Origin of the sequence: Amycolatopsis roodepoortensis, from assembly GCF_014873915.1 — a bacterium.
Taxonomy (GTDB): domain Bacteria; phylum Actinomycetota; class Actinomycetes; order Mycobacteriales; family Pseudonocardiaceae; genus Amycolatopsis; species Amycolatopsis roodepoortensis.
In genome coordinates, this window is the sequence record NZ_JADBEJ010000005.1 from 2,580,525 (window position 1) to 2,603,768 (window position 23,244).

At 70.8% G+C, this 23,244-nt stretch carries 17 protein-coding genes and 1 riboswitch; of the genes, 12 read left to right on the plus strand and 5 right to left on the minus strand.

The window, feature by feature from the left end:
* Positions 1-17 precede the first annotated feature (17 nt).
* On the plus strand, positions 18-3,122 hold the full coding sequence (locus tag H4W30_RS31510; RefSeq protein WP_192746098.1) for an arabinosyltransferase domain-containing protein: 3,105 nt from the start codon (positions 18-20) through the stop codon (positions 3,120-3,122).
* A gap of 98 nt (positions 3,123-3,220) precedes the next feature.
* On the opposite strand, the gene helR is transcribed toward H4W30_RS31510, so the two are convergent.
* Positions 3,221-5,395, minus strand: a complete 2,175-nt coding sequence (gene helR, locus H4W30_RS31515; RefSeq protein ID WP_192746099.1) for an RNA polymerase recycling motor ATPase HelR — start codon at positions 5,393-5,395, stop codon at positions 3,221-3,223.
* Positions 5,396-5,660: 265 nt separating this feature from the next.
* Positions 5,661-9,320 (minus strand): nSTAND1 domain-containing NTPase, encoded by a 3,660-nt coding sequence (locus H4W30_RS31520; protein ID WP_192746100.1) that lies wholly within the window; start codon positions 9,318-9,320, stop codon positions 5,661-5,663.
* A gap of 94 nt (positions 9,321-9,414) precedes the next feature.
* Here H4W30_RS31520 and H4W30_RS44595 point away from each other — a divergent pair, with 94 nt between their 5' ends.
* Positions 9,415-10,044, plus strand: a complete 630-nt coding sequence (locus H4W30_RS44595) for a response regulator (protein ID WP_257488630.1) — start codon at positions 9,415-9,417, stop codon at positions 10,042-10,044.
* Here the strand turns inward: H4W30_RS44595 and H4W30_RS31530 are convergent.
* The 3 genes from H4W30_RS31530 to H4W30_RS31540 are packed head-to-tail and all read right to left on the minus strand — an operon-like array spanning position 10,035 to position 13,236.
* Complete coding sequence (locus H4W30_RS31530) at positions 10,035-11,540, minus strand: precorrin-2 C(20)-methyltransferase (protein ID WP_192746101.1); 1,506 nt, start codon at positions 11,538-11,540, stop codon at positions 10,035-10,037. The two genes, H4W30_RS44595 and H4W30_RS31530, sit on opposite strands and share 10 nt — an antisense overlap.
* Positions 11,537-12,160 carry a precorrin-8X methylmutase gene (locus tag H4W30_RS31535; RefSeq protein WP_016332061.1) on the minus strand — a complete coding sequence of 208 codons (624 nt, stop codon included), beginning with the start codon at positions 12,158-12,160 and terminating at the stop codon, positions 11,537-11,539. The genes H4W30_RS31530 and H4W30_RS31535 overlap by 4 nt, the downstream gene beginning before the upstream one ends.
* Positions 12,157-13,236 carry a precorrin-3B synthase gene (locus H4W30_RS31540; protein ID WP_192746102.1) on the minus strand — a complete coding sequence of 360 codons (1,080 nt, stop codon included), beginning with the start codon at positions 13,234-13,236 and terminating at the stop codon, positions 12,157-12,159. The genes H4W30_RS31535 and H4W30_RS31540 overlap by 4 nt, the downstream gene beginning before the upstream one ends.
* A gap of 98 nt (positions 13,237-13,334) precedes the next feature.
* Here H4W30_RS31540 and H4W30_RS31545 point away from each other — a divergent pair, with 98 nt between their 5' ends.
* The 10 genes from H4W30_RS31545 to H4W30_RS31590 all read left to right on the plus strand — a co-directional run bounded on the left by H4W30_RS31545 (position 13,335) and on the right by H4W30_RS31590 (position 23,094).
* Positions 13,335-14,240 (plus strand): ABC transporter ATP-binding protein, encoded by a 906-nt coding sequence (locus H4W30_RS31545; RefSeq protein WP_192746103.1) that lies wholly within the window; start codon positions 13,335-13,337, stop codon positions 14,238-14,240.
* Positions 14,237-15,088, plus strand: coding sequence for an ABC transporter permease (locus H4W30_RS31550; protein ID WP_192746104.1), 852 nt, complete (start codon positions 14,237-14,239; stop codon positions 15,086-15,088). The genes H4W30_RS31545 and H4W30_RS31550 overlap by 4 nt, the downstream gene beginning before the upstream one ends.
* A gap of 3 nt (positions 15,089-15,091) precedes the next feature.
* Positions 15,092-15,337 carry a helix-turn-helix transcriptional regulator gene (locus tag H4W30_RS31555; RefSeq protein WP_192746105.1) on the plus strand — a complete coding sequence of 82 codons (246 nt, stop codon included), beginning with the start codon at positions 15,092-15,094 and terminating at the stop codon, positions 15,335-15,337.
* Between the two features lie 386 nt (positions 15,338-15,723).
* Positions 15,724-16,977: an HNH endonuclease signature motif containing protein gene (locus H4W30_RS31560; RefSeq protein ID WP_192746106.1), complete on the plus strand. Its 1,254-nt coding sequence runs from the start codon at positions 15,724-15,726 to the stop codon at positions 16,975-16,977.
* A gap of 124 nt (positions 16,978-17,101) precedes the next feature.
* Positions 17,102-18,031: a phosphotransferase family protein gene (locus H4W30_RS31565; protein ID WP_318780700.1), complete on the plus strand. Its 930-nt coding sequence runs from the start codon at positions 17,102-17,104 to the stop codon at positions 18,029-18,031.
* A gap of 70 nt (positions 18,032-18,101) precedes the next feature.
* Positions 18,102-19,538, plus strand: coding sequence for an SLC13 family permease (locus H4W30_RS31570; RefSeq protein ID WP_192746107.1), 1,437 nt, complete (start codon positions 18,102-18,104; stop codon positions 19,536-19,538).
* Positions 19,539-19,555: 17 nt separating this feature from the next.
* Complete coding sequence (locus H4W30_RS31575; protein ID WP_192746108.1) at positions 19,556-20,710, plus strand: glycerate kinase family protein; 1,155 nt, start codon at positions 19,556-19,558, stop codon at positions 20,708-20,710.
* Positions 20,711-20,766: 56 nt separating this feature from the next.
* Positions 20,767-21,006, plus strand: a complete 240-nt coding sequence (locus H4W30_RS31580; RefSeq protein ID WP_192746109.1) for a small hydrophilic protein — start codon at positions 20,767-20,769, stop codon at positions 21,004-21,006.
* On the plus strand, positions 20,990-22,432 hold the full coding sequence (locus H4W30_RS31585) for a sensor histidine kinase (protein ID WP_318780701.1): 1,443 nt from the start codon (positions 20,990-20,992) through the stop codon (positions 22,430-22,432). Before H4W30_RS31580 ends, H4W30_RS31585 begins: the two co-directional genes overlap by 17 nt.
* Positions 22,417-23,094 (plus strand): response regulator transcription factor, encoded by a 678-nt coding sequence (locus H4W30_RS31590; protein ID WP_192746110.1) that lies wholly within the window; start codon positions 22,417-22,419, stop codon positions 23,092-23,094. The genes H4W30_RS31585 and H4W30_RS31590 overlap by 16 nt, the downstream gene beginning before the upstream one ends.
* A 32-nt stretch (positions 23,095-23,126) precedes the next feature.
* Positions 23,127-23,240: riboswitch (cobalamin riboswitch) on the plus strand.
* Positions 23,241-23,244 lie beyond the last annotated feature (4 nt).

A 23,244-nucleotide genomic window follows, 5' to 3' on the forward strand; every position in this document is an offset into this window, starting at 1 on the left:
CCGTTAGCGTTGCGCCGATGCGTCTGATCGCTGTCACGCTGGGGTTGCTGTCCGCCTTGTGCGCGTTGGCTTTCCCCTTCCTGCCGGTGGTGCAGGACACAGCGGAGGTCGTCTGGCCAACGGGCGGCGACACCCGCTCCGTCAACGCGCCCTTGACCGGGTACTGGGCACAGGACCTGCGCGTCGACCTGCCGTGCACGACCGTCCGGTCGCTGGACGCGCGTTCGCAGGGCCAGGCGCTGTTGTTCTCCACCGTGCCCGACGGCCGCACCGACCCGCGCGCGGGCAAGGGCGTCGGCCTGCAGCTGCGGATCGACAACGGCGTGCTGCTCGCCTCCAGCCAGGGTCAGCAGATCGTGCAGCAGCCGCTGCCGGAGAACAACTGCGACGTCAAACTGTCGGCCGACGCGAACCAGATGACGCTGACCGTCGCCCAGACCGTGGTGTTCCATGCCGAGGGCGACGTCCGGCCGCGGCTGGTCGGGATCTACTCGTCGATCAACGCGGGCAAGGACCCGATCGCCGGACTGCACGTCTCGGTCGTCCCGGACACCCGCTACCAGACCTCACCGACCGTGTGGAAGTGGATCGTCGGCGTCATCGCGGCGCTGTCGTTCATCGGCTGCCTGATCGCGGTGTGGCGGATGGACTCCGGGTTCGCCCGCCGCGCGCCGCGCTGGGCGCCGGTCGGCTGGTGGCGGCTGACCGCCCGCGACGCGACGGTGATCATCGCGCTCGGCGCGTGGGTGTTCATCGGGCCGGTCACCTCGGACGACGGCTACATCCTCACGATGTCGAGAGTGGCCGAAGAGACCGGCTACCTGACGAACTACCACCGCTGGTTCGGGGTCGCGGAGGCGCCGTTCGGCTGGTTCTACCACGTGTACCAGCTGATGGCGCACGTCAGCACGGTGCCGCCGTGGATCCGGCTCCCGTCGTTCCTGCTCGGCGTGCTGAGCTGGCTGCTGATCAGCCGCGAGGTCATGCCGCGCCTGGGTACGCAGGTCCGCACGAGCCGCGCCGCCGGCTGGGCCGCCGCCGCGGTCTTCCTGGTCTGGTGGATGCCGTTCAACAACGGTGTCCGGCCCGAACCGGTCGCCGCGCTCGGCTCGCTGCTGGCGATCTGCGCCGTGGAGCGCGCGCTGGTGACCCGCCGCCTGCTGCCGTTGTGCCTCGGCCTGACCGCCGCCGGATTCACCCTGGCCGCGACGCCGACCGGGCTGATCGCGGTCGCGCCGTTCCTGGTCGCCGCGCGCCCGCTGTACAAACTGGTCCGCCAGCGCGCCGAGAACGGCTGGCTGCCGGTGCTCGCGCCGGTGCTGGCCGCCGGGCTGCTGGTGCTGGTCGTGGTGTTCGCCGACCAGACCTTCGCCACCGTGCAGGAGGCGACCCGGATCCGCACCCTGGTCGGCCCGAACCTGTCGTGGTTCCAGGAACTCGCGCGCTACCAGCTGCTCTTCGAAAGCCTGCCGGACGGCTCCGTGCCGCGCCGGTTCCCCGTGCTGCTGGTGCTGCTGTGCACCGGGACCTGCCTGGTGGTGCTGCTGCGCCGCGGCCGGATCCCGGGCGCCGCGCTCGGCCCCAGCCGCCGCCTGATCGGCACGGTCGCGCTGTTCTTCCTGCTGCTGGCGCTGACCCCGACCAAGTGGACGCACCACTTCGGCGCGTTCGCCGCGGTCGGTGCGGCCATGGCGGCGTTGACCGCGCTGGCGACCAGTTCGACGGTGCTGAGGTCCAGGCGCAATCGCGCCGCGTTCCTCGCCGGGCTGCTCGTGGTCGGCGCGCTGGCCGCGACCGGGCCCAACTCGTACTGGTTCGTCTCGAAACTCGGCGTGCAGTGGACGGCGGTGGCGCCGTCGATCGGCGGGATCCAGCTGTCGACGATCCTGCTGGTCGCGGCCGCGATCTCCGGGGTGTACGCGTTCGTGGAGAACGTCCGCGCCCACCGGCCCGGCCTGCAGGCGGGACCGCAGGAAGGACGGAGCCGGTCGCTGCGGCTCGGTTCGCTCTCGCTGGTGGTCGTCTGCGGCCTGATGGCGACGGGCGAATTCGTCAGCATGGCGTGGGCGATCCACAACCAGTCGGGGTCCTACAGCCTCGGCGCCGCGAACTTCGGGCATCTGTTCGGCAAGAGCTGCAACCTCTCCGACCACGTGATGGTGGAACGCGACGCCGCGACCAGCATCCTGCGCACCCAGCCCGAACAGCGGACGGTGCCGGTGAAGAAGGAGGAGCCGCCGGCCGGGCAGACCCCGCCGCCGCTGCCCGATCCCGAACAGGACAACGGCCGCGTGCAGACCGGGTTCCACACCCGCGCGATCGACGACAAGGACCCCCTCGCCGAGCCGCCGCACGGGTTCAAACCCGACGAAGTCCCGATGTGGAGCAGCTTCCTCGACCCCGAGACGCGGGCAGGACGGCTGCGCAGCGACTGGTACGCCCTCTCCGAGAAGCCCGCCGACGGCCAGATCGTCGTCGCGACCGCGGGCGCGGCCCGGCGGCCGACGTCGGTCAGCCTCGACTACGGCGTGAACACCAGCGAAGGCGTGAAGGTCGTCCGCAGCCAGTTCGTGCTGCCGCCGGGCGCCGGGACGAACGGCTGGAACGACACCCGGATCAACCTGCGCGACCTCCCCGCCGAGACGACGTCCGTGCGGATCAACATCGTCGACAACGACCTCACCGAGGACGGCTGGATCGCCGCGTCCGCGCCGCGCGTGCCGACGTTCACCACGCTGACCGAGAAGATCGCGGGCAAGCAGGTGTACGTCGACTGGCCGGCGTCGTTCGTCTACCCGTGCGTGCAGCCGGTGACCTCGCACGACGGCATCTCGAAGATGCCCGACTACCGGATCACCCCCGGCACCGTCGCCGACGAGGCGAACTGGGCGTCCAGCACCAACGGTGGCCCGATCGGCTGGCTCGAAGAGGTCGCGGCCGAACCCGAGGTGCCCAGCTACCTGATCGGCCAGCCGAGCCAGTCCTGGGGCCAGCTGCTGCAGGTCGAGCCGTTCACCGAGGGGATCGCACCGACGATCGTCCACGGCGAGAAGGTCGTCCCCGGCTGGTGGTCTCCGGGGCCGGGCCCGCGGCAGCCGAACGGCAAGGACCCGACGCGCTAGGCGTCACTCGCGTGCTTGAACGCGTAACTCACGTGATTGGAGGCGTAACTCGTGAGTTACGCCTCCAATCACGCGAGTGCGGCCTCTGATCACGCGAGTTACGCGTTCAGGCCCGCCAGTGCGGGCGGCAGCGGAGCCTCGTGAAGGACGCCGAGGCGCTGCGTAGCGCGCGTGAGCGCGACGTAGAGCTCAGCGGCACCGCGTGGGCCGTGGGTGAGGATCCGCTCCGGGTCCACGACGAGGACGGCGTCGAACTCGAGCCCCTTCGTCTCCGACGCGGGCACCGTGCCTGGCACCCCGGGCGGACCGATCACGACGCTCGTGCCTTCACGCCCGGCTTCGTCTTTGACGAACTCCTCGATGGCGCCGGCGAGGGATTCCCCGGAGACCTGCCGCGCCCACGGCCGGACCCCGTTGGACCGGACCGACTCCGGCGCCCGGACGTCCGGCGCGAACTCGGCGAGCACCGACGCGGCGACGGCCATGATCTCCGCCGGGGTGCGGTAGTTCACCGTCAGCGACCGGTAGACCCAGCGGCCCGGCACGTACGGCTTCAGCATCGCGTCCCACGATCGCGCCCCGGCCTCGGACCGGCGCTGCGCCAGATCGCCGACGACGGTGAACGACCGGTTGGGACAGCGCCGCATCAGCACCCGCCAGTCCATTTCGGACAGTTCCTGCGCTTCGTCGACCACGACGTGCCGGTACGTCCAGTCCCGGTCGGCGGAGGCGCGTTCGACGAGGCTGCGCGTGTCGTGCTCCACGAACCGGTCGGCGAGTTCGTCGGCGAAGAGCAGGTTCTCCGCCGAGAGCATGACGTCCTCGTCCATCTCCTCACGGTCGAGCTTCATCGTGTCGAGCACACCTTCGGCGTACTCGGCTTCGGCCTTCTTCTCCCGCGCGAGCGCCTTCTCCGCCGCCGCGTCCGCCGTCTTGTCGCGGCCGAGCAGGTCGACGAGTTCGTCGAGCAGCGGCATGTCCGACACCGTCCAGGCTTCCCCTTCGGCCCGCAGCAACGCCTGGCCGGCGCCCGCCGCGCGAAGCCGCTCCGGGGACGAAAGCAGTGAGCCCAGCAGGCTTTCGGGCGTCAGGATCGGCCAGAGTTCGTCGAGCGCGGTGGTGAACGTCTCGCTCTCCGCCAGTTCCTTGAGCAGGTCCTTCCGCAGCCGCTCCCATTCGTCGCGGTCGTCCCGGCTGAGCCAGCCGCGCCCGATCCGCGCGATCGCCCGCTCGGTCAGGACGTAGGTGACGATGTCGGTGAACGTCCCGCGCGCCTCGTTGTGCGGCAGCCCGCTCTTGCGCGCCTCGTCCCTGGCCCATTCCGCGGTCTCGGCGTCGATCCGCACGGTGACGTCGGCGAGGTCGATCAGCACCGGCTCCACCGGCAGCCGCTGGCGATCGGCGACGGCGGCCTTGAGGACGTCCAGCATCTTCAGCGAACCCTTGAGCCGGGTGGCCTCGGGGCCGTCCTCGGCGGTGACGTGCTTGCCGGGGACGAAATCGCCGGTGGTCATGAACACCACGTCGGTCTCGCCCAGCGACGGCAGGACGCGGCCGATGTGGTGCAGGAACGCCGGATTCGGCCCGACCACGAGCACGCCGTGGCGTTCCATCCGCTCGCGCTGGGTGTAGAGCAGGTAGGCGACGCGGTGCAGCGCCACCACGGTCTTCCCGGTGCCCGGACCGCCCTCGATCACCAGCACCCCGGGATGCTCGTGCCGGATGATCTCGTCCTGTTCGGACTGGATCGTCGCGACGATGTCCCGCATCCCCTCGCCGCGCGGCGCGTTGACGGCCGCCAGCAGCGCCGCGTCACCCTCCGCGTCGCCGCCGGGACGGCCGAACACCTCGTCGGTGAAACCGAGCAGCTCACGCCCGTGCGTGTGGAACTGACGGCGACGGCGCATCTTCTCCGGCGTCGCGGCGGTCGCGGTGTAGAAGGGGCGCGCCGCCGGTGCCCGCCAGTCGAGCAGCACCGGTTCGTAGTCGTTCTCCTCGTCGAAGAGCCCGATGCGGCCGATGTACGAGGTCTCCCCCGCGAGACTGTCCAGCCTGCCGAAGCACAGACCGTTGTCGACGACGTCCAGCCGCCTCGACTCCCTGGCCAGCGCGCGCACCTCGACGTCGCGTTCCATGGCCGTCCCGCCGGTCCCGCCCAGCGCCGACTGGAACTCCCCCTTCACCCGCGCGCGTTCGGCGTCCAGCCGCGTGTAGAGCCCGGCGACGTATTCGCGTTCGGACCGGAGCTCTTCTTCATGACACTGAGTTGACACAGACTCCCATTTCGCCAGGTTTCGGCTACGGCGAGTGAGTCTGAGGCATCACCGGGGTCTTGTGGCAAGTCCCCCCATGCGCTATATGTTTATTACGGAGGGAGTTACTCCGTCTCTTTCTCGGCCCCGTCGGGCCATGGTCCACGTAAGTCGGCGGCGTTCCTTTGCCGAGACTCGGGACCCATCGCGTGTCGCGAAAGCCACTTTCGAGACACCTGACGTCCCGAAAGTGGCTTTCGCGACACGCGACGACCGGGCAGCCCCCTCACCCGCACGGCGGCGCGTACTCCAGCCCCGGGAAATACCGCTCCCACTCCTCCCGCGTGATCCTCGGTGTCGCCAGCGCGCAGATCTCCTCGCTCACGCGGTCCGTGTTCGTCTGCCACAGCTGGACGCCGCTGCTCCCGATCGCGAGCGTATGCCCGTCGTCCCGGTACACCAGCGAGTTGACCGTCGCCGCGAACCCGGTGAGCTGCGCCTTCTCCACCGGTTTCCGCGGATCGGCGACGTCCCAGACGCGCACCGTGCGAAACGCCGAAGCCGCCAGCTCCCGGCCGGACGGCCCGAACGCGATATGCCCGACCCCTTCGGGATTGCCGCCCAGTTTCGCCAGCCGCACGGGGTGCGCGCGATCCGCGATGTCCCACAGGTAGACGTTCCGATCGCTGCTGCCCGCGGCCACCGTGCGGCCGTCCGGGCTGACGGCCGCCTTGTACAAAGCCCCGGCGTCGGGCCGCAGGGTCGACGTCAGCCCCGGGCGCCGGGGATCGGTGACGTCCCACAGCGTCACCGCGGACGAATCCGGTCCCTGAGCCGCAACGAGTGTCCGCCCGTCCGGGGTGAACGCGAGCGACCACACGGTGCCGTCCCCGACCGGGAGGACCCGCGGCTCGGCGAACCGCCCGGGATCGCCGACGTCCCAGAGCTGGACCGGCCCGTCGTCGTGGCCGGAGGCGAAGGTCTTCCCGTCGGGGCTGAACGCGAGCGAGTACGTGGGTTTCACCTCGGTCGACGCCAGCAGCCGCGGCGCCGCCGGATCGGCGATGTCCCAGCGCTGGAGCAGGAACCGCCCGGACACCCCGCCACCGTCGTGTGTCGCGAGCGCGAGGCTTCGCCGGTCCGGGCTCAGCGCGACGGCGGTGACGGTGGCCGGGCCGGGGAGTTTCGAGAGCTGTCTCGGCGCACGGAGATCGTCCATCGCCCAGAGCCGCGCGTCGTCCCCCGCGGTGACGAGGATCCGCCCCTGTTCGGTGAACGTGCCGGCGTTCCAGCCCACGCTCGAAGCCAGCGCCAGTTCGCCGACGTCCTGCAGCCGCACGGTGCGGTCGGCGCTGGCGGAGACGATGGTCTTGCCGTCCGGGGAGAACGCGGTCCACCAGATCGCGTTCGTATGCCCCGAAAGGGGTGGCAGTTCCTTCGCCGGACCCGTGACGTCCCAGAGCCGCACGGACTGGTCGTCCCCCGCGGTCACCACCAGCCTGCCGCTCGGGCTGAACCCGGCCGCCCAGACCACGGCCGGGGTGGTCAGCGTCGACAGCGGCCGCGGCGCCGCCGGATCGGCGACGTCCCAGAGCTTCGCGGTGCGGTCCCAGCTGGTGGTGAGCAGCCGCCGCCCGTCCGGGCTCCACGCCGGGGTGAGCTGGAGGTCCTTGTGTCCGGAAAGGACGGAGCGCCGCCGTGGCGCGGACGGCGCCGTGACATCCCAGAGCTCCGCCGTCCAGTTCGTGCTCGTGACCGCGAGCATCGTGCCGTCGGGATTGAACACGGCGCGTTCGAGTTCGGGGGCCGGGATTCCGCCGAGTGGTTTCGGCGCGCCGAGGTCCCCGACGTCGGTGAGCCGGACGGTGCGGTCGACGGACCCCGTGGCGAGCCGGCGGCCGTCCGGGCTGAAATCGAGGGAGAGCAACGTGTTCCGGTGCCCGGTGACGTCCGCCTTCCGCAGCGGCTTCCGCGGATCGGTCAGCTCCCACAGCCGGACCCGGTGATCCCGGGTGGCGGTCGCCAGCGCCCGCCCGTCGCGGCTGAACGCCAGCGGCCCGCGGATCTCCTCCGAACCGGGCAGCGTCGCCAGGAGCGCCGGACGCCGTGTGTCGGCGATCGACCACACCTGCGTCGCCCGGTAGTTGTCCGCGGTGACCATGAGCTGCCCGCTCAGCGCGACGGTGACCTCGCCGGGGTCGAAGACCATCCGGGTGGGGAACGGCGCCGCCATGGCCGCGAGCAGACCGTCATGGGTCTCCTGGATCGGCGCGAGCCGGTACGCGGCGAGGCTGAGCTGCGTCGACAGCGCCGGGTTCGAGTCCCGCAACGCCTTCGCGTCGACGACGGCCTTGCGCGCGAGTGCCACGTTCCGCTGATCGGTGGCGGTCCGCCCGGCATCGACGGCGTATCCGACGGCGACCCCCGCGAGGAGCAGCAAGACGCCGAGGAGCGCGACGAGCCTTCGCAGCCTCCGCGTCCGTTTGCGGCCGACAGCGGTTTCCTCGGCTTCGGCGTCCAGCCCGGCCTGAAGGAACTGCCGCTCGCGTGCGCTCAGCGCGCCGGGCTCCCGTTCCGCCCATTCCGCCGCGCGCCCCAGCCGCGTGCCCCGGTACAGGCTGCCCTTGTCGCGATCCAGCGACTCCCACAGCTCGGTCGCTTCGGCGAGCCGGCGATGCAGCCGGTGCCCTTCGCGGTCCTCCGCCAGCCAGTCGCGCAGCCGGGGCCAGCCGCGGATCAACGCCTCGTGGGCGATCTCGACGCCGTCACGGTCGAGGACCAGCAGACGTGCCTCGGCGAGGCGTTCGAGGACCTCCGTGGTCGCCGGGTCGTCGTCGAGTTCGCGGCGGTTGAGACGGCGCTTCGTGTCTTCGGTGCCTTCGCCGAGCGCGGTCAGCCGAAGGAAGATCTGCCGCACGAGGCGCTGTCTGTCCGGCTCCAGATCCGTGTAGACGGCTTCGGCGGTCTGCGCGATCGCGTTGAGGATCCCGCCGGCCGCCTCGTAGGCCGCGCTGGTCAGCGTGATCCCCTGGCGCCGCCGCCAGGTCTCCAGCAGCGCGTGCGAGACCAGCGGAAGCATCGCGGGCTGGCCGGTGGCGTCGGCGACGAGCGTCGTGACCAGCGCCGCCTCGACCCGGCAGCCCGCGCGGACGGCGGGTTCGACGATCGCGGTCCGGAGCTCGTCGGCGGTCATCGGGCCGACCATCACCTGCGCGTCGGTGAGCGCCTCGACGAGACCGGCGTGGCGGCAGAGGTGACCGTAGAAATCCGCGCGGACACCGAGGACGACCCGCGTCCCGTGCTCGTCGCGGGAGAGCGCGAGCAGCGCGTCGACGAATTTCTCGCGTTCGGCCTGGTCCCGGCAGAGCGTGTAGACCTCCTCGAACTGGTCGACGATCAGCAGCCGGCCCTCGGCGTCGAGGTCCTCTTCGAGCGGGTGCGTCCCTGGTGTGCGGAGGACGACCGGACGTTCGCTCGACGCCGCCAGCCCGGCCCTCAGGACGGACGACTTCCCCGAACCCGAAGCGCCGAAGACGCCGACGAGCCGTCGTTCCGTGAGCTTGCCGGTCAGTTCGGCGACCAGGCGCTCGCGGCCGAAGAACCGGGCGGCGTCGGACGTCTGGAACGCGGCCAGCCCGAGGTACGGCAGTTCGGTTTCGTCGCGTTCGCCCGCGGCCGCGGCGAGCCCGGCGGCGACCGTGCGCCAGCGCTCCTCCCATGCCGGGACGTCGCCGCCGCACGCGGTGACGTACGCGGTCGTCACCGCGAGCCCCGGCAGCTTCCGTCCGCCGGCGGCTTCGGAGAGTGCGGCGGCCGAGTAACCCGCACGGGTCGAAAGCTCGCGGTACGTCGGCCCTCCGGCCTTCTCGCGAAGCAGCCGAAGGTCCGCCGCGAAGCTCACGACGACGTCGTCGCCCGGCCCCAGCGGACGCTCGCGTCTCGGCACCAGGCCCCCCTGATCGTCGAAGCGTTATCGAAGGGACATTGTTCACCGAAAACGGCCCGACACTGTACAAAAGTTCTGCGCTACAACCGATGGCGTGCCGATTCGAACCCAAGCGGTGAGCGTGGTCTTCGCGGGTGTCCCCGAACCGCCCGTGTCGCCCGAGCTCGAGGTGGTCGCCCACACCCCCGACGAACGCGAAGCGGTCTGGCACGCCACGGCCCTTCGCCCGGACGTCCTCGTCCTTCCGGTTCACCCGCCCGCGCTGGACGGGCTCGCCGTGACGCGCGAAGTGGCTTCGCGCGTGCCGGGGACCGCCGTCCTCGTCCTGACCCCACCGGGTGACGGCGAGCTCGTGGTCGCCGCGATGCTCGCGGGCGCGCGCGGCGTCCTGTCCCGGAGCGCGGGTCACGACGACCTGGTCCGGTTCATCCGCGGGGTGGCGGCGGGGGCGGTGGTGTTCGGCGAGCGCGCCGCGGACCGGCTTTACGGCCTGTTGGCCGCGTCGCAGCCGATGCGGGCGTTCCCGCGGCTGACCTCACGCGAGCACGAGGTGCTCGGCCTGCTGGCGGACGGGCTGGAGATCCCGGCCGTCGCGCGGCGGCTCGGGCTCGCGCCCAAGACGGTGCGCAACGTCGTCTCGGCGATCCACGCCAAGGCCGGCACGGACGACCGGGAGGTGCTGCTCGCCCAAGCCCGCAACGCGGGCCTCGGGCATCATTCGTAGGTGCGCGGCGTCCAGACCACGCCGTTTTCGGCGCGCGTCTTCGACGAGCCGATGATCAGCAGGCAGCGCATGTCGACACTGGCCGGATCGAGGGTGCCGAGAGTGACCACGCGGACGTCCTCCTCGGGCCCGCCGACGTCGCGGGCGACGACCACCGGGGTCTCCGGCGCGCGATGCCGGAGCAAGACGTCGCGGGCCTGCGCGAGCTGCGTGGTCCGCGTGCGGGACGCCGGGTTGTACAGCGCGAGCACGAGATCCGCCGCGCCCGCCGCGTCGAGCCGTCGTTCGATGATCTCCCACGGCTTGAGCCGGTCGGACAGCGAAAGCACGCAGTAGTCGTGGCCCAGCGGCGCGCCGACCCTGGACGCGGCCGCCTGCGCGGCCGTCACGCCGGGCACGATCCGCACCCGGGCGCCCGCGCCGTGCCCGGCCGCGACCTGCTCAAGCACCGCCGACGCCATCGCGAACACGCCCGGATCACCCGACGAGACGACGGCGACCTTGGCTCCGTTCGCGGCCAGTTCGAGCGCTTCGACGGCGCGTTCGGCCTCGACACGGTTACCCGACGCGTGCCGCTGCTGGCCCGCGCGCTGCGGCACTCGCGCGACGTACGGGCCGTAGCCGACGACGTGTTCCGCCGCGGCCAGTTCCTCGGTCGCTTCGGGGGTCAGCCAGCCGGGACCGGCCGGACCGAGGCCGACGACCACGACTTCGCCACCGGTGTGCGTTTCCTGCTTCCGGGTGACTTCGGGTTCGTCGGCGAGCCGGGACGCGTAGGCCGGGCTGGGCAGCAGTGCCAGTGAGAAGTACGGCACCGACTCCGGGTCGACGTCGGCGAACGGCTCGACGCGCTGCGCCTGCCAGGTCGCGCGTTCGACGTAGAAGGCCTCGTCCAGCTTCCCGGCTTCGGCCAGCGCCTCGCGGACGTTGCCGAACGTGCGCCCGAGTTTGAGCACCGCCGCGGCCTGTGTGTCGGCAAGGCGCCGCGCGAGTTCCGGCGCGGGCAGCGTGCCGGGCAGGATGGTGAGGACCTCGTCGCGCTGCACCAGCGGGCGGCCGAGCACCGAGGACGCCGCGCTGACCGAGGTCACGCCGGGCACCACGGTCGCCTCGTAGCGGTCGGCGAGCCGTTCGTGCATGTACATGTAGGAGCCGTAGAAGAACGGGTCGCCTTCGCAGAGCACGACCACGTCGCGGCCGGCGTCGAGGTGCTCGGCCAGCCGTTTCGCGCTCAGCTCGTAGAAGTCGGCGATGGCGCCTTCGTAGCCGCCGGGATGGTCGGTGGTCTCGGTGGTGACCGGGTAGACCAGCTTCTCCTCGATCTGGCCGTCCCGCAGGTACGGCTCGGCGACCGAACGCGCGATGCTCCGGCCGTGCCGCGCGCTGTGATAGGCGATGACGTCGGCCTCGCCGATGAGGCGGGCCGCCTTGACCGTCATCAGTTCCGGGTCACCGGGCCCGAGCCCGACACCCCAGAGTTTCCCGAGCCCGCTCATTCGACCTCACTCGCCATCGCGTTGATCGCGGCGACGGCCATCGCGCTGCCGCCGCGGCGTCCGTGCACCACCAGGTACGGGGCGGGTGCCCGCTTCGCGAGCTCCACTTTGGACTCGGCGGCGCCGATGAAGCCCACCGGGACCCCGATGATCGCCGCCGGCGCGCCGACGCCCTCTTCCAGCAGTTCCAGCAGGCGGAACAACGCGGTGGGCGCGTTGCCGATCGCCACCACGGAACCGGGCAGCTTGTCGCGCCACAGCTCCAGCGCGGCCGCGGACCGGGTGGTCCCCATCCGCTCGGCCAGGCCCGGCACCTTCGGGTCGGACAGCGTGCACAGCACCTCGTTGGCGGCAGGCAAACGTTTGCGGGTCACCCCGGAGGCGATCATGTTGGCGTCACACAGGATCGGCGCGCCCGCTTCGAGCGCGGCGCGGCCGGATTCCACCACGTCCAGGCTGTAGCGGAGGTCGTCGACCAGGTCGACCATCCCGCAGGCGTGGATCATCCGCACGGCCAGCACCGCGACGTCGTCGGGGAGGATCGCGAGATCCGCCTCCTCACGGATGGTGGCGAACGAATGCCGGTAGATCTCGGCCCCGTCCCGGATGTAGTCGATCACTGTGTCCCTTTCTCCGCCAACGTTCTCGCCAGCTCGCCGACCGGGACGTACACCCCGTCGACCAGATAACCGTCCTCCGTCGCGAGCACGTCGACGTGCTCGCGCGCGGGTTTGCCGCAGCGCCGTTCACAACCGGCGAAATGGACCCTCGGGGTCCGGCCGACCAGCGCCGCGTCGGCCCGCACGTCGGCGAGCGACTTGGCGCAGCCCGGCTGTCCGACGCAGGCGCTGATCCCGAGCGACGGCGCGTCCGGATCGGTGATCAGCCCGGGATCCGCTTCCAGGGGACCGAGCACCAGGATCGACCGCCACGGGGTGACCACCGCGTTCCCGGCCTTCGCGATCTTGCGCGCCTGAGCCGAGGTGAGCCTGCCGAACACCGGGGCGATCCCGGTCGCGTCCCCGATCGGCCCGATCGGGAGGCCTGGGTTCACTTCGAACCTCCGCGGCTCCGCCGTTTCGCCTGGGATGCGCTCGATCAACGGTGTGGTGTCGGCGAGTTCGCTGATCCGCCAGGCCGTTCCGCGCAGGCGCAGGAACGCTCGCGCGACCGAAAGCAGCGTCTCGACGGCGTGCTCGGCGGTGACCCGCAAGCCGGTGTCCTCCCCGGCGAGCAGCACGGCTCCGTCGCGCCAGCAGACGTCGGCGCCCTCGCCCGCGACGTCACCCCGGCCGCCGTCGAGGGCGAAGAGGAAGCGTCCCGGGAGTTCGGCCAGCTCGGGGACCGCGCACAGGGCGTCGTCGAGCGCCGAGGCGAGTTTTTGGGCGGTATCGCTGAGCGGCGACGCGAGGATGTTGCGGACGCGTTCGTGCGACGGCGAGGGCAGGAGCCCGGCCGCGGTGAGCCTGCCCGCGAGACCCGGCCGGGTGACGCCGCGCAGCTGCACGTTCCCGCGGGAGGTCAGGTGGAGGGCGCCGTCACCGAGGTCGTCCGCGGCGTCCGCGAGCGCCCTGAACTGGTCCGCCGTGATGGCGCCGCCGGGCAGCCGGATCCGGGCGAGCGGGCCGTCGGCGGCGTCGTGCGTGGCGAAAACACCAGGGCACGCGTCGGCTCGGACACGTGCGCTCGTGGACATGCGCTCACTGTAGATGGCCGATTCCGACGAGAGTATGTCTCAGATCATATGTAGTAGATGTGCTACATTCGATCGCAGCACTGAGATGGGGGTGACCAATGAGAGATCCACAGGACGTGATGATCTCCGTCAAAGATCTCCGCATGCGGTACGGGACGAACGACGTCCTCCACGGCGTCGACTTCACCGCGCATCGCGGCGAGGTGATCTGCCTGCTGGGTCCGAACGGCGCGGGCAAGACCACGACGATCGAGATCCTCGAAGGCTTCCGGATGCGTTCGGAGGGCGAGGTCAGCGTGCTGGGCACCGACCCGGCGCACGCGGACGAGAACTGGAGGGCGCGACTGGGGGTCGTCCTCCAGGCCTGGCGCGACCACGCGAAATGGCGGGTGCGCGAGCTGCTGGAGCACCTGGGCGGCTACTACGCGCCGTATTCCACGGACCGCATCAAGCGGCCGTGGGATCCGGACGAGCTGGTCGCCGCGGTCGGCCTGACCGCGCACGCGGACAAGAGGGTCCGGATGCTCTCGGGCGGGCAGCGGCGCCGTCTCGACGTCGCGATCGGCATCGTCGGCCGTCCGGAACTGCTGTTCCTCGACGAGCCGACCGCCGGGCTGGACCCGGAGGCGCGGCGCGAGTTCCACGAGCTCGTGCACCGGCTGACCGATGACGACGACACGACGATCCTGCTGACCACGCACGACCTCGACGAGGCCGAGAAACTGGCCGACCGGATCCTGATCCTGAACCACGGCCGCATCGTCGCCGACGGTTCGGCCGACGCGCTGAGCAGGCAGATCGCCGGCGAGGCCGAGGTGCGCTGGACGCTGGACGGCCAGCGCTTCGTGCACTCCACGACCGAATCGACGAAGTACGTCCACGAACTGTTCAAACAGCACGGGGACGCCATCGGCGATCTGGAGGTCCGGCGGGCCTCACTCGAAGACACGTACATGACCCTGGTCCGCAAGGCCGAATCCCTCGAGGCGGTGGCCGCGCGATGAACACGATTCAGCACAGTGTCCGGCTGGGCGTCCGGCGCGGCTGGCTCGAAGCCCGCCAGATGATGACCAACCGGGAAGACCTCTTCAACACCTTCCTCTTCCCCGCGATCTTCGTGATCGTCATGTTCTTCATGCGCGACTCGAAGCTGCCGGGCACGGAGTTTTCGCTCGGCGCCGCCACCGTGCCGAGCGTGCTGGGCGCGTCGATCGTGTTCAGCGGCATGCTCGGGATGGCGGGCGTCCTCGCCGTCGAACGCGAGGACGGCACATTGCTGCGTGCCAAGGCCACGCCGAACGGCATGATCGGCTACCTCGTCGGCAAGGTCGTCACGGTTTCCTTCAACACGGTCATCGGAATCCTGCTGGTACTGGTCCCCTGCCTGTTCCTGTTCGACGGCATCGCCCCTGGCGGGTGGACGTCCTGGCTCGGCCTGCTGTGGGTGCTGGTGCTCGGTCTGCTGGCCACCATGCCGATCGGCGCGATCTTCGGCTCGCTGACCACGAACGCGCGCAGCATCGGGCTGATCATGCTGCCGACGCTGGGTATCGGCGCGATCTCGGGGATCTTCTACCCGATCACCGCGCTGCCGGAGTGGCTGCAGTACCTCGGGCAGGTGTTCCCGATGTACTGGCTCGGCCTCGGTATGCGGTCGGCGCTGCTGCCGGACTCGACGGTGGTCATCGAGATCGGCCAGTCCTGGCGGCCATGGGAGACCCTCGGCGTGCTGTCGGTGTGGACCGTGATCGGATTGACGCTGGCCCCGGTCGTCCTGCGGCGCATGGCGCGGCGCGAGTCCGGGTCCTCGGTGGCGGCACGACGGGAAAAGGCGATGCAGCGAATTGGCTAGCTCATGAGCGAGGTCGTTTACAACCGGATCGCGATGTTGCGGGCGGAACGGGGCATCTCCCGCCGCGAACTCGCCGATGCGCTGGGTGTGCATTACCAGACCATCGGCTACCTCGAACGCGGCGAGTACAGCCCGAGCCTCTACCTCGCCCTGCGGATCGCGGCGTTCTTCGAGGTGGCGGTGGAGATCATCTTCTCCACCGCCCCTTTCCCGCGGATCGGCGACTCTTCGTCGGACCGGTCGGCGTGAGCCTGCGCGTTTCGCAATTAGCCGACTGATTGCGGCGCTTCGGGTGCCTTGCCCGGGGTGGATCGGCCTTGCCGCTTGGAGCGGACGGCCTCGCCCGCGGCGTTCCTCGTGGCCACCGAGGGATGGGGTTGCGAAAGCCACTTTCGCGACGTTGAGGGTTGCGAAAGTGGCTTTCGCAACCCTCGACGGCGGCAGGTCGAGCGGTCCCGGTGGCCGCCGACATGGCTTTCCGCGCCCCCGACGCACGCATTTAGTCGACTAATTGCGAAGCTTGCTCAGGGTGAAATCACCAAAGCGCCGGATTCACCCTTCAGTGTTGAACGCTCATTTCGCTGGTCGCTTAAAATTACGAACACCTGTTCGATGAAGTTCGGTATTATGGAGGTGTGTCCGAGACCTTTCTTCCCGAGTTGCCGCAGGAGTTGTGGCGTGCCGGCAAGCTGGAGCTTGCCCATGGCGTGCTGCAGTCTTTGCGGGTGATTCGGGTGGCGACCGCTGGTTTGGGACGGTTTCTGGCGGAGGTCGAGTCTCGGGGCGCGAAAGACTTGTTCGGGCATGGCAGTACGGCGAGCTGGCTCGCGGAGATGGCGGGGTTGTCGCGCGGTGAAGCGGGCGCGGTGGTGAAGCGGGCCATCGCGTTGAACCCGACGCGGAACCTGGATGGCACCGAAGCCCCGGCCGTGGCACCCGAGACGGCCGCGGTCGCCGCCGAGGGATTGGTCGGGGATGAACGGATCGACCAGATCCTGGAGATCTTGAAGAGACTCCCTGCCGACACCTCCGCCGAAGATAAGGCGGTCGCGGAGAAGATCCTCGCCGACCTCGCCCCGAACGCCGGTCCGCACCAGCTCGCCAAGGCTGAAGCGAACCTGCTGGGCTGGCTCGACCCTGACGGCAAGGAGCCGAAGGATCCGGAGCCGAAGGAACCACGCCGGGAACTCACGCTGGAGCGCCGCCGGGACGGGTTCTGGAAACTGACCGGCCTGCTGGACGACGAGACGGGTGCCCGGACGGCGGCCGCGCTGGAGGCGTATGCCCAGCCGCGACCGGTCGACGAATTCGGGCAAGCCGACCTGCGGATGAAATGCGAACGCCTGGGCGACGCCTGGGCCGAACTCCTCGACCTCGCCATCGCCTGCCCCGACCAACCCGGCACCAGCGGCTACCGCACCCTCGTCCACGTCACCATCGGACTCGACGAACTCAAATCCGGCCTCGGCACCGCCTGCCTCGACTTCGTCGGAACGATGACCGCCCGCGAAGCCCGACTCGCCGCCTGCGACTGCCTCATGCTGCCGATCGTGCTGAGCGCCGCCGGTGAACCCCTCGACGTGGGTCGGCTACGACGATTCGTCACGCCCGGGCAAAGACGGGCGTTGAACATTCGTGACGGTGGCTGCGCGTTCCCCGGCTGTCACCGGAAACCCAAGAATTGCCACGCCCACCACATTCATCACTGGGCAGATGGCGGACTGACAGATCTCCGGAATCTCGTGCTGTTGTGCGGGTTTCATCACCGGCTGATCCACCACGGCGACTGGGAAGTCCGAATGGCCGCCGACGGGTTACCGGAGTTCATCCCACCCCAATACCGAGATCCGCTCCGACAACCCCGCCGCAACACCCTCCACCACCGCTGAACCCGAGGAGCCCGCCAGCCACCCAGGCGACGGGCCCTTCGGCATGCCCACCGGGGCATCGTCAGCACGTCACCGATAGTCCACAAGGGACACCGACACCACGAACGCATGTGAGGATGTGCCGGTGTCACCCCACACTCGTGACGTCGATCCTGGACACCTCGCCCAGTGGTGCAGGGACCATCTGGGCAGCCCATCGGCCGACGAGCTCTTCAGATCCGGGTTCCTGTCCGCCGTCATCGGGCTGCGGCTGGCCGACGGCCGGGAGGTCGTGGTCAAGATACGTCCGGATTCGCCGAGGGTGGCGGCCTGCGTGGAAGTCCAGCGCCGCCTGTTCCTGGCCGGTTATCCGTGCCCCCGGCCGCTCACCGGCGCCGCGCCGTTGAGCGGCGACGTCGCCACCGCGGAGGCTTACGTGCCCGGCGGTGCCGCGCTCCCCAGCGCGGAGCACGCGGCCACTGCTTTCGCCGAGGCGTTCGCGTGGCTGATCCGGCTGGCTCCGGCGCCCGGCGAGATGCCCGCGCTCGATCCGGCACCCTCGTGGGCGAACTGGGATCACGGCGGGGACGGACTGTGGCCGGGGCCGGAGGATCTCGACGGAGTGCCCGGCGAGGTGTGGATCGATGACGCGGGACGCCGTGCCCGTGACCTGCTGCGCGACGGCGGGTCCGACGCCGTGATCGGCCACTGCGACTGGCTGGCAGGCAATCTGCGCTGGAGCGGCGACACGCTCCTGGTGGTGCACGACTGGGACAGTGTGATCGTGGCGGACGAAGCCGTTCTGGTCGGCTTCGCCGCCGCGCTGTATTCGACCGTCAGCGCGGACGAGTTGGCGACCGTGGAGGACACGCAGCGGTTCCTCGACGCGTATAGCCGTGCTCGCGGCCGGGAGTTCGACGCCGGCGAACTCCGCCGGTCGTGGGCGGCAGGCGTCTGGACCAGGGCCTACGACGCCAAGTTCCAGCACGCGGCCGGGCGACCCGTCACCTCACTGTCGGAGGACGAGGCCCGCGAGCGCCTCCGCCGGGCGGCGGAAGGGCCACGAAAGCGGTAGCCCGCCAACATGAAGACCTCCTCATCCGTCCTTAACGGACGATTCAGGAGCGCGCCACAGGCTGGTCACCGTGACCGCCTACACCTACACGACCCGAGCGACACAGCCCCAGAAACCCCAGGAACCCGAGAAGCGCAACAAGACGTGGCTGATCGCGGCCGCGGCCATCGCGGCGTCGGCCACCGCGCTCGTGCCCGGCGGACCGACCTGGCAAGGCGCACTGGTGCTGGCCGTCTTCGCCGCGGCCGTAGGCGCATGGGTGCTGACCAGCCTGGACGACACGTGGGTCGCGCTCGCGGCGGTGGCCGTCCTTGCCGTGACCGGGATCCTGGCGCCCGCCGATCTGTTCGCCACGCTCGGCGCGGATCTGGTGTGGCTGCTGATCGCGGCGTTCGTGCTGGCGGCCGGGCTGACCGGTTCGGGGCTGGTCGACCGGTTCGTGGCCGTGTTGCCCGCGCGGGCGCGCTCGGTGCGGGGGCTGGCGCATCTGTCGACGGTCGCGTTGGTGGTCTCGTCGCTGGTGGTCCCCTCGACGTCGGGGCGGGCGGCGCTCGCCGTGCCGGTGTTCACCGCCTTGGCGAGTGCGCTCCCGCGGATGGCCAAGGCGCTCTCGGTGCTGTTCCCGACCGTGGTGTTGCTGTCGGCGGTCTCGACGCTCATCGGCGCGGGCGCGCATCTGGTGGCCGACCAGCTCCTGCGTGAAGCGACCGGTGACGGCATCGGCTTCCTGCGCTGGCTGGTGCTGGGCCTGCCGCTCGCGATGGTCTCGTCGCATCTCGCGGCCGAGGTCGTCCTGCGGCTGTTCACCACGCGCGAGGACCGCCGTGCCCGGTTCGACCTGCGCGCACGGTTCCCGCCGCGAGGGCCGTGGACGCGGACCGAGCGGTTCGCGGCCGTGACCACCGGTGTGGTGCTGGTGCTGTGGTGCACCGAATCGTGGCACGGCCTGCCGCCCGCGCTGGTCGGGCTCATCGGCGCGCTGGCGATGTGCGTGCCACCCCATCAGGTCACCACCGGCGCGGTGCTGAAGACCGTGCCGTGGTCGCTGCTGCTGTTCACCGCCGCGACCGCCGCGCTGGGCAGCGCCCTGGTCGGGTCGGGTGCGGCGGCTTGGGTGGCGGACGTGGCCTTGAGTCCCGTCCGCGGCGCGCCGGCGTGGGTGGTGCTGCTCGCCGTGATCGTGGTGAGCACGGCCGCGCATCTGGCGGTGCAGTCCCGTTCGGCGCGGTCTTCGGTGCTGGTGCCGGTGGTGATCCCGCTCGCGGCGGCCACCGGGCTGGCCCCGGCCGCGGCGGTGTTCGCGTCCACCGCGGCGGCGGGGTTCTGCCACACCCTCACCTCGTCCGCCAAACCGGTCGCTCTGTTCTCCGACATCGACGGCGTGCCGACCTATTCGGCTCGCGACCTGCTCCGGCTTTCGGCCGTGCTCGCACCGCTGCACGTGGTCGTCGTCGCCGTCTTCGCCCTGCTCGTCTGGCCGTCCCTCGGCCTGTCACTCGTGCCATAACCCATCAGGAGGAAGTCATGCGGATCGTCGTCGCCCCCAGTGGGTTCAAGGAAAGTCTCGGCGCCGAAGCGGCCGCCGACGCCATCGCCGAGGGGGTGCTCCGGGTCGTCCCGTTCGCGGAGATCGACCGCGTCCCGCTGGTGGACGGCGGGGAGGGTTCGGCCGCCGCGCTCGCCGGGAGCACCGGCGGGAAGGTGGTCGACACCGTCGTCACCGGTCCGGTCGGGCTGCCGGTGCGCTCCCATTTCGCGATTCTGGGCGACGGGTCGACGGCGGTGGTCGAGATGGCGGCGGCCGCGGGCCTGCGCCTGGTGCCCGCCGACCGCCGCGATCCCGGGCGCACCACCAGCCGTGGCGTCGGCGAGCTGATGATCGCCGCGCTCGACTCGGGGTGTTCCTCGGTGCTCGTCGGCTGCGGAGACTCCGGCGTGTCCGACGGCGGGGCCGGAGCGCTCCAGGCGCTGGGCGCACGGGTGCTCGACCGCGCCGGTCAGGAGATCGGCCCAGGCGGGGCGGAGCTGGCGCGGGCCCGGCACATCGACGTCTCGGGGCTCGATCCCAGGCTCGCCGACACCGGGCTCCGGCTGGCGGTCAACCCGCACAACGTGCTGTGCGGCCCGCGCGGCGTGGCCAGGGTGTTCGGCCCGCAGAAGGGCGCCACCCCCGAGCAGGTGGAAAGACTCGCCGCCGCGCTGGACAACTGGGCCGACGTCCTGCGCCGCGACCTGGGCACCGACGTCGCGCTCGTCCCCGGATCGGGTGCTTCCGGCGGTCTCGGCGCGGGACTGTGCGCGGTGCTGGGCGCCCGGCTACTGCCAAGGTTCGAGGTGCTGCTGGACCACATCGACCTCGACGCCCGGCTCGCCGCGGCCGATCTCGTGGTCACCGCCGAGGGCACGATCGACGCCCAGACCCCGCACGGCAAGGTGCCCGCCGAGGTGGCCCGCCGGGCCAAGGCGCACGGGAAGCCGGTGGTCGCCCTCGCCGGCCGGATCGGCATGGACGCCGACACCACCTACGCCGTCGGCATCGACGCCTTCCAGGCCATCCAGCCGGGCCCGGTCGACCTGGACGAGGCGATCCTGCGTGGCGCCGAATTCCTGACCGACGCCGCCGAGCGGATGCTGCGGATAGTCCTGGTCGGCACCCGTCTGTCCACGCCCGTTATGTGAAGATTCCTTCATCTTGTCCTCATCTTCGCCACATCGACAACGAGGAGGGTGAAGCCATGGCCCGCTCGCGCATCGCCCTGCTCGTCGCCGCCGTGGCGCTCCCCCTCGGTGCCGCGGTGGTCACCTGGGCCTGGCCGGAACCGCCCGCGCCAAGGGCACCGATCGAGGTGAAACTGAGAGAGCACCCGGCACCGCCCCCGTCGCCGACCAGCAGCTCGACGCCGGTCGTCGTGCCACCGCCGCCGGTGGTCCCGCCGGGAGACGACCAGGACGACGACGGTGCCGACGACGACTGAACGCAGGACGCGGGCGATCCCCGCGCGAATCCGGATCATGGGCTGGCTCCTGCTGCTCGTCGCCGTGGTGACGGTGGCGACGACGCTGGTCACGTACAACCTGTTGCTGCGTGAGGCCGACAGCGACATCAACGCCGCGCTCGAACAGGAAGCCGCCGAACTCGGCCAGGTGCTGGAAGAAGGCGTGGACCGCGCCACCGGGCAGCCGTTCCCGGACGTGCGGTCCGCGCTGTCGGCGCATCTGCGGCGCCAGTACGTCGACGACGACGAAGTGGTGCTGGCCTGGACGCCGTCCTCCGGTCCGATCCTGCAGGACCGCGAGGAACCGTTCCGCCTGGGCGAGAGCCCAGGGCTGCTGAACCCGATCCTCGCCGACCCGGCGCGCAGCGGCAGCGTCGATACCCCCGCCGGGGAAATGCGCTGGATCCGCGTCGACGCGTCCGGCACCCGAGAGGGTGACCGGGGCTCCTTCGTCGTGGGCTACTTCGTGGATCGCGACCGTGCCGAGATCGCCACCACCGTGCGGACCCTGCTGTTCGTCGGCTTGCTCGGCCTGGTCCTGGCCGGAGCCGCGGCGTGGCTGGTCGCCGGACAGATCCTCGCCCCGGTGCGGCTGGTGCGCCGCGCCGCCGCCGAGATCACCGAACACGACCTGACCCGCCGCATCCCGGTGGACGGCCGTGACGACGTCGCCGCGCTCGCCGAACAGTTCAACGCCATGCTCGACCGGCTCGACCTCGCGTTCGCCACGCAACGGCGCTTCCTCGACGACGCCGGCCACGAGCTGCGGACCCCGATCACCATCGTGCTCGGCCATCTCGAACTGCTCGACGACGATCCCGTCGCGCGGGCCGAAGCGATCCGGCTGTGCGTCGACGAACTCGACCGGATGAACCGCATCGTCGGCGATCTCCTGCTGCTGGCCAAGGCCGAGCAACCCGACTTCGTCACCCTCGCGCCCACCGACGTCACCGAGCTGACCAGCGACCTCTACGCCAAGGTCCGCACCCTCGGCGACCGTCGCTGGCGGCTGGAGGCACTCGGTGAGGGCCAGGTGGCGCTCGACGAGCAACGGACGACCCAGGCCGTGGTGCAGCTGGCCCAGAACGCCGTCCAGCACACCGAAGACGGCGACGAGATCCTGATCGGCTCCGCCGTGACCGAGGACACCGTGTCGTTCTGGGTGGCCGACCACGGCCCCGGTGTGCCACAGGAGGACGCCGAGAAGATCTTCCAGCGGTTCAACCGGGGGCCGTCCGGCGGCCACCGGGGCGGGGCCGGGCTCGGACTGGCGATCGTGCGCGCCATCGCCGAAGCTCAGCACGGGCTGGTGCGCCTGGAGTCGGCACCGGGCCTCGGCGCCCGGTTCACCATCGAAATCCCTGTTCACGCCGTCGAAGGAGGCACGCCGTGGCCCGCATCCTGATCGCCGAGGACGAAGAGCGCATCGCCTCGTTCGTCCGCAAGGGGCTCGTCGCCAACGGTTTCACCACCACCGTGGTCGCCGACGGCGAGCAGGCCCTCCAGTACGCCCTCGGCGACGGCTACGACCTGCTGGTCCTCGACCTCGGCCTGCCGTCCCGCGATGGTCTGTCCGTGCTGCGGACCCTGCGCGAACACCACAACACGACGCCGGTGGTCATCCTCACCGCGCACGATTCGCCCCAGACCACCCTCGCCGGGCTGGAGGGCGGCGCGGACGACTACATGGCGAAACCGTTCCGCTTCGACGAGCTGCTGGCCCGGATCAGGCTTCGGCTGCGCCGCACCGAACTCGTGGCCGAGACCACCGTGCTGCACGCGGGCCCGCTGTCGCTGGACCTGCGCACGCGCCGCGCGGACGTCGACGGCACCGGCGTGGAGCTGACCTCACGCGAGTTCGCCCTCCTGGAGCTGTTCATCCGCCACCAGGGCCAGGTGCTCACCCGCGAGCAGATCCTCTCCCACGTGTGGGGCTACGACTTCGACCCCGGCTCCAACATCGTCGACGTCTACGTCCGCACCCTGCGCCGCAAGATCGGCGCCGGTCACATCCGCACCGCCCGCGGTATGGGGTACGCGTTCGACCCCGGCCGCACATCACCTTGACTCCCGCCGGACCGCACCGGAGAGTGAACCGGAGAAACCACGCGTCGGCAGGTGGAGGAACCCGGTGAGAGTCCGGGGCGGTCCCGCCACTGTCACCCCTCCCGGTGAAGAGGGGAAGCCAGGAACTCCGGCCGGCGCGACCGCACGACC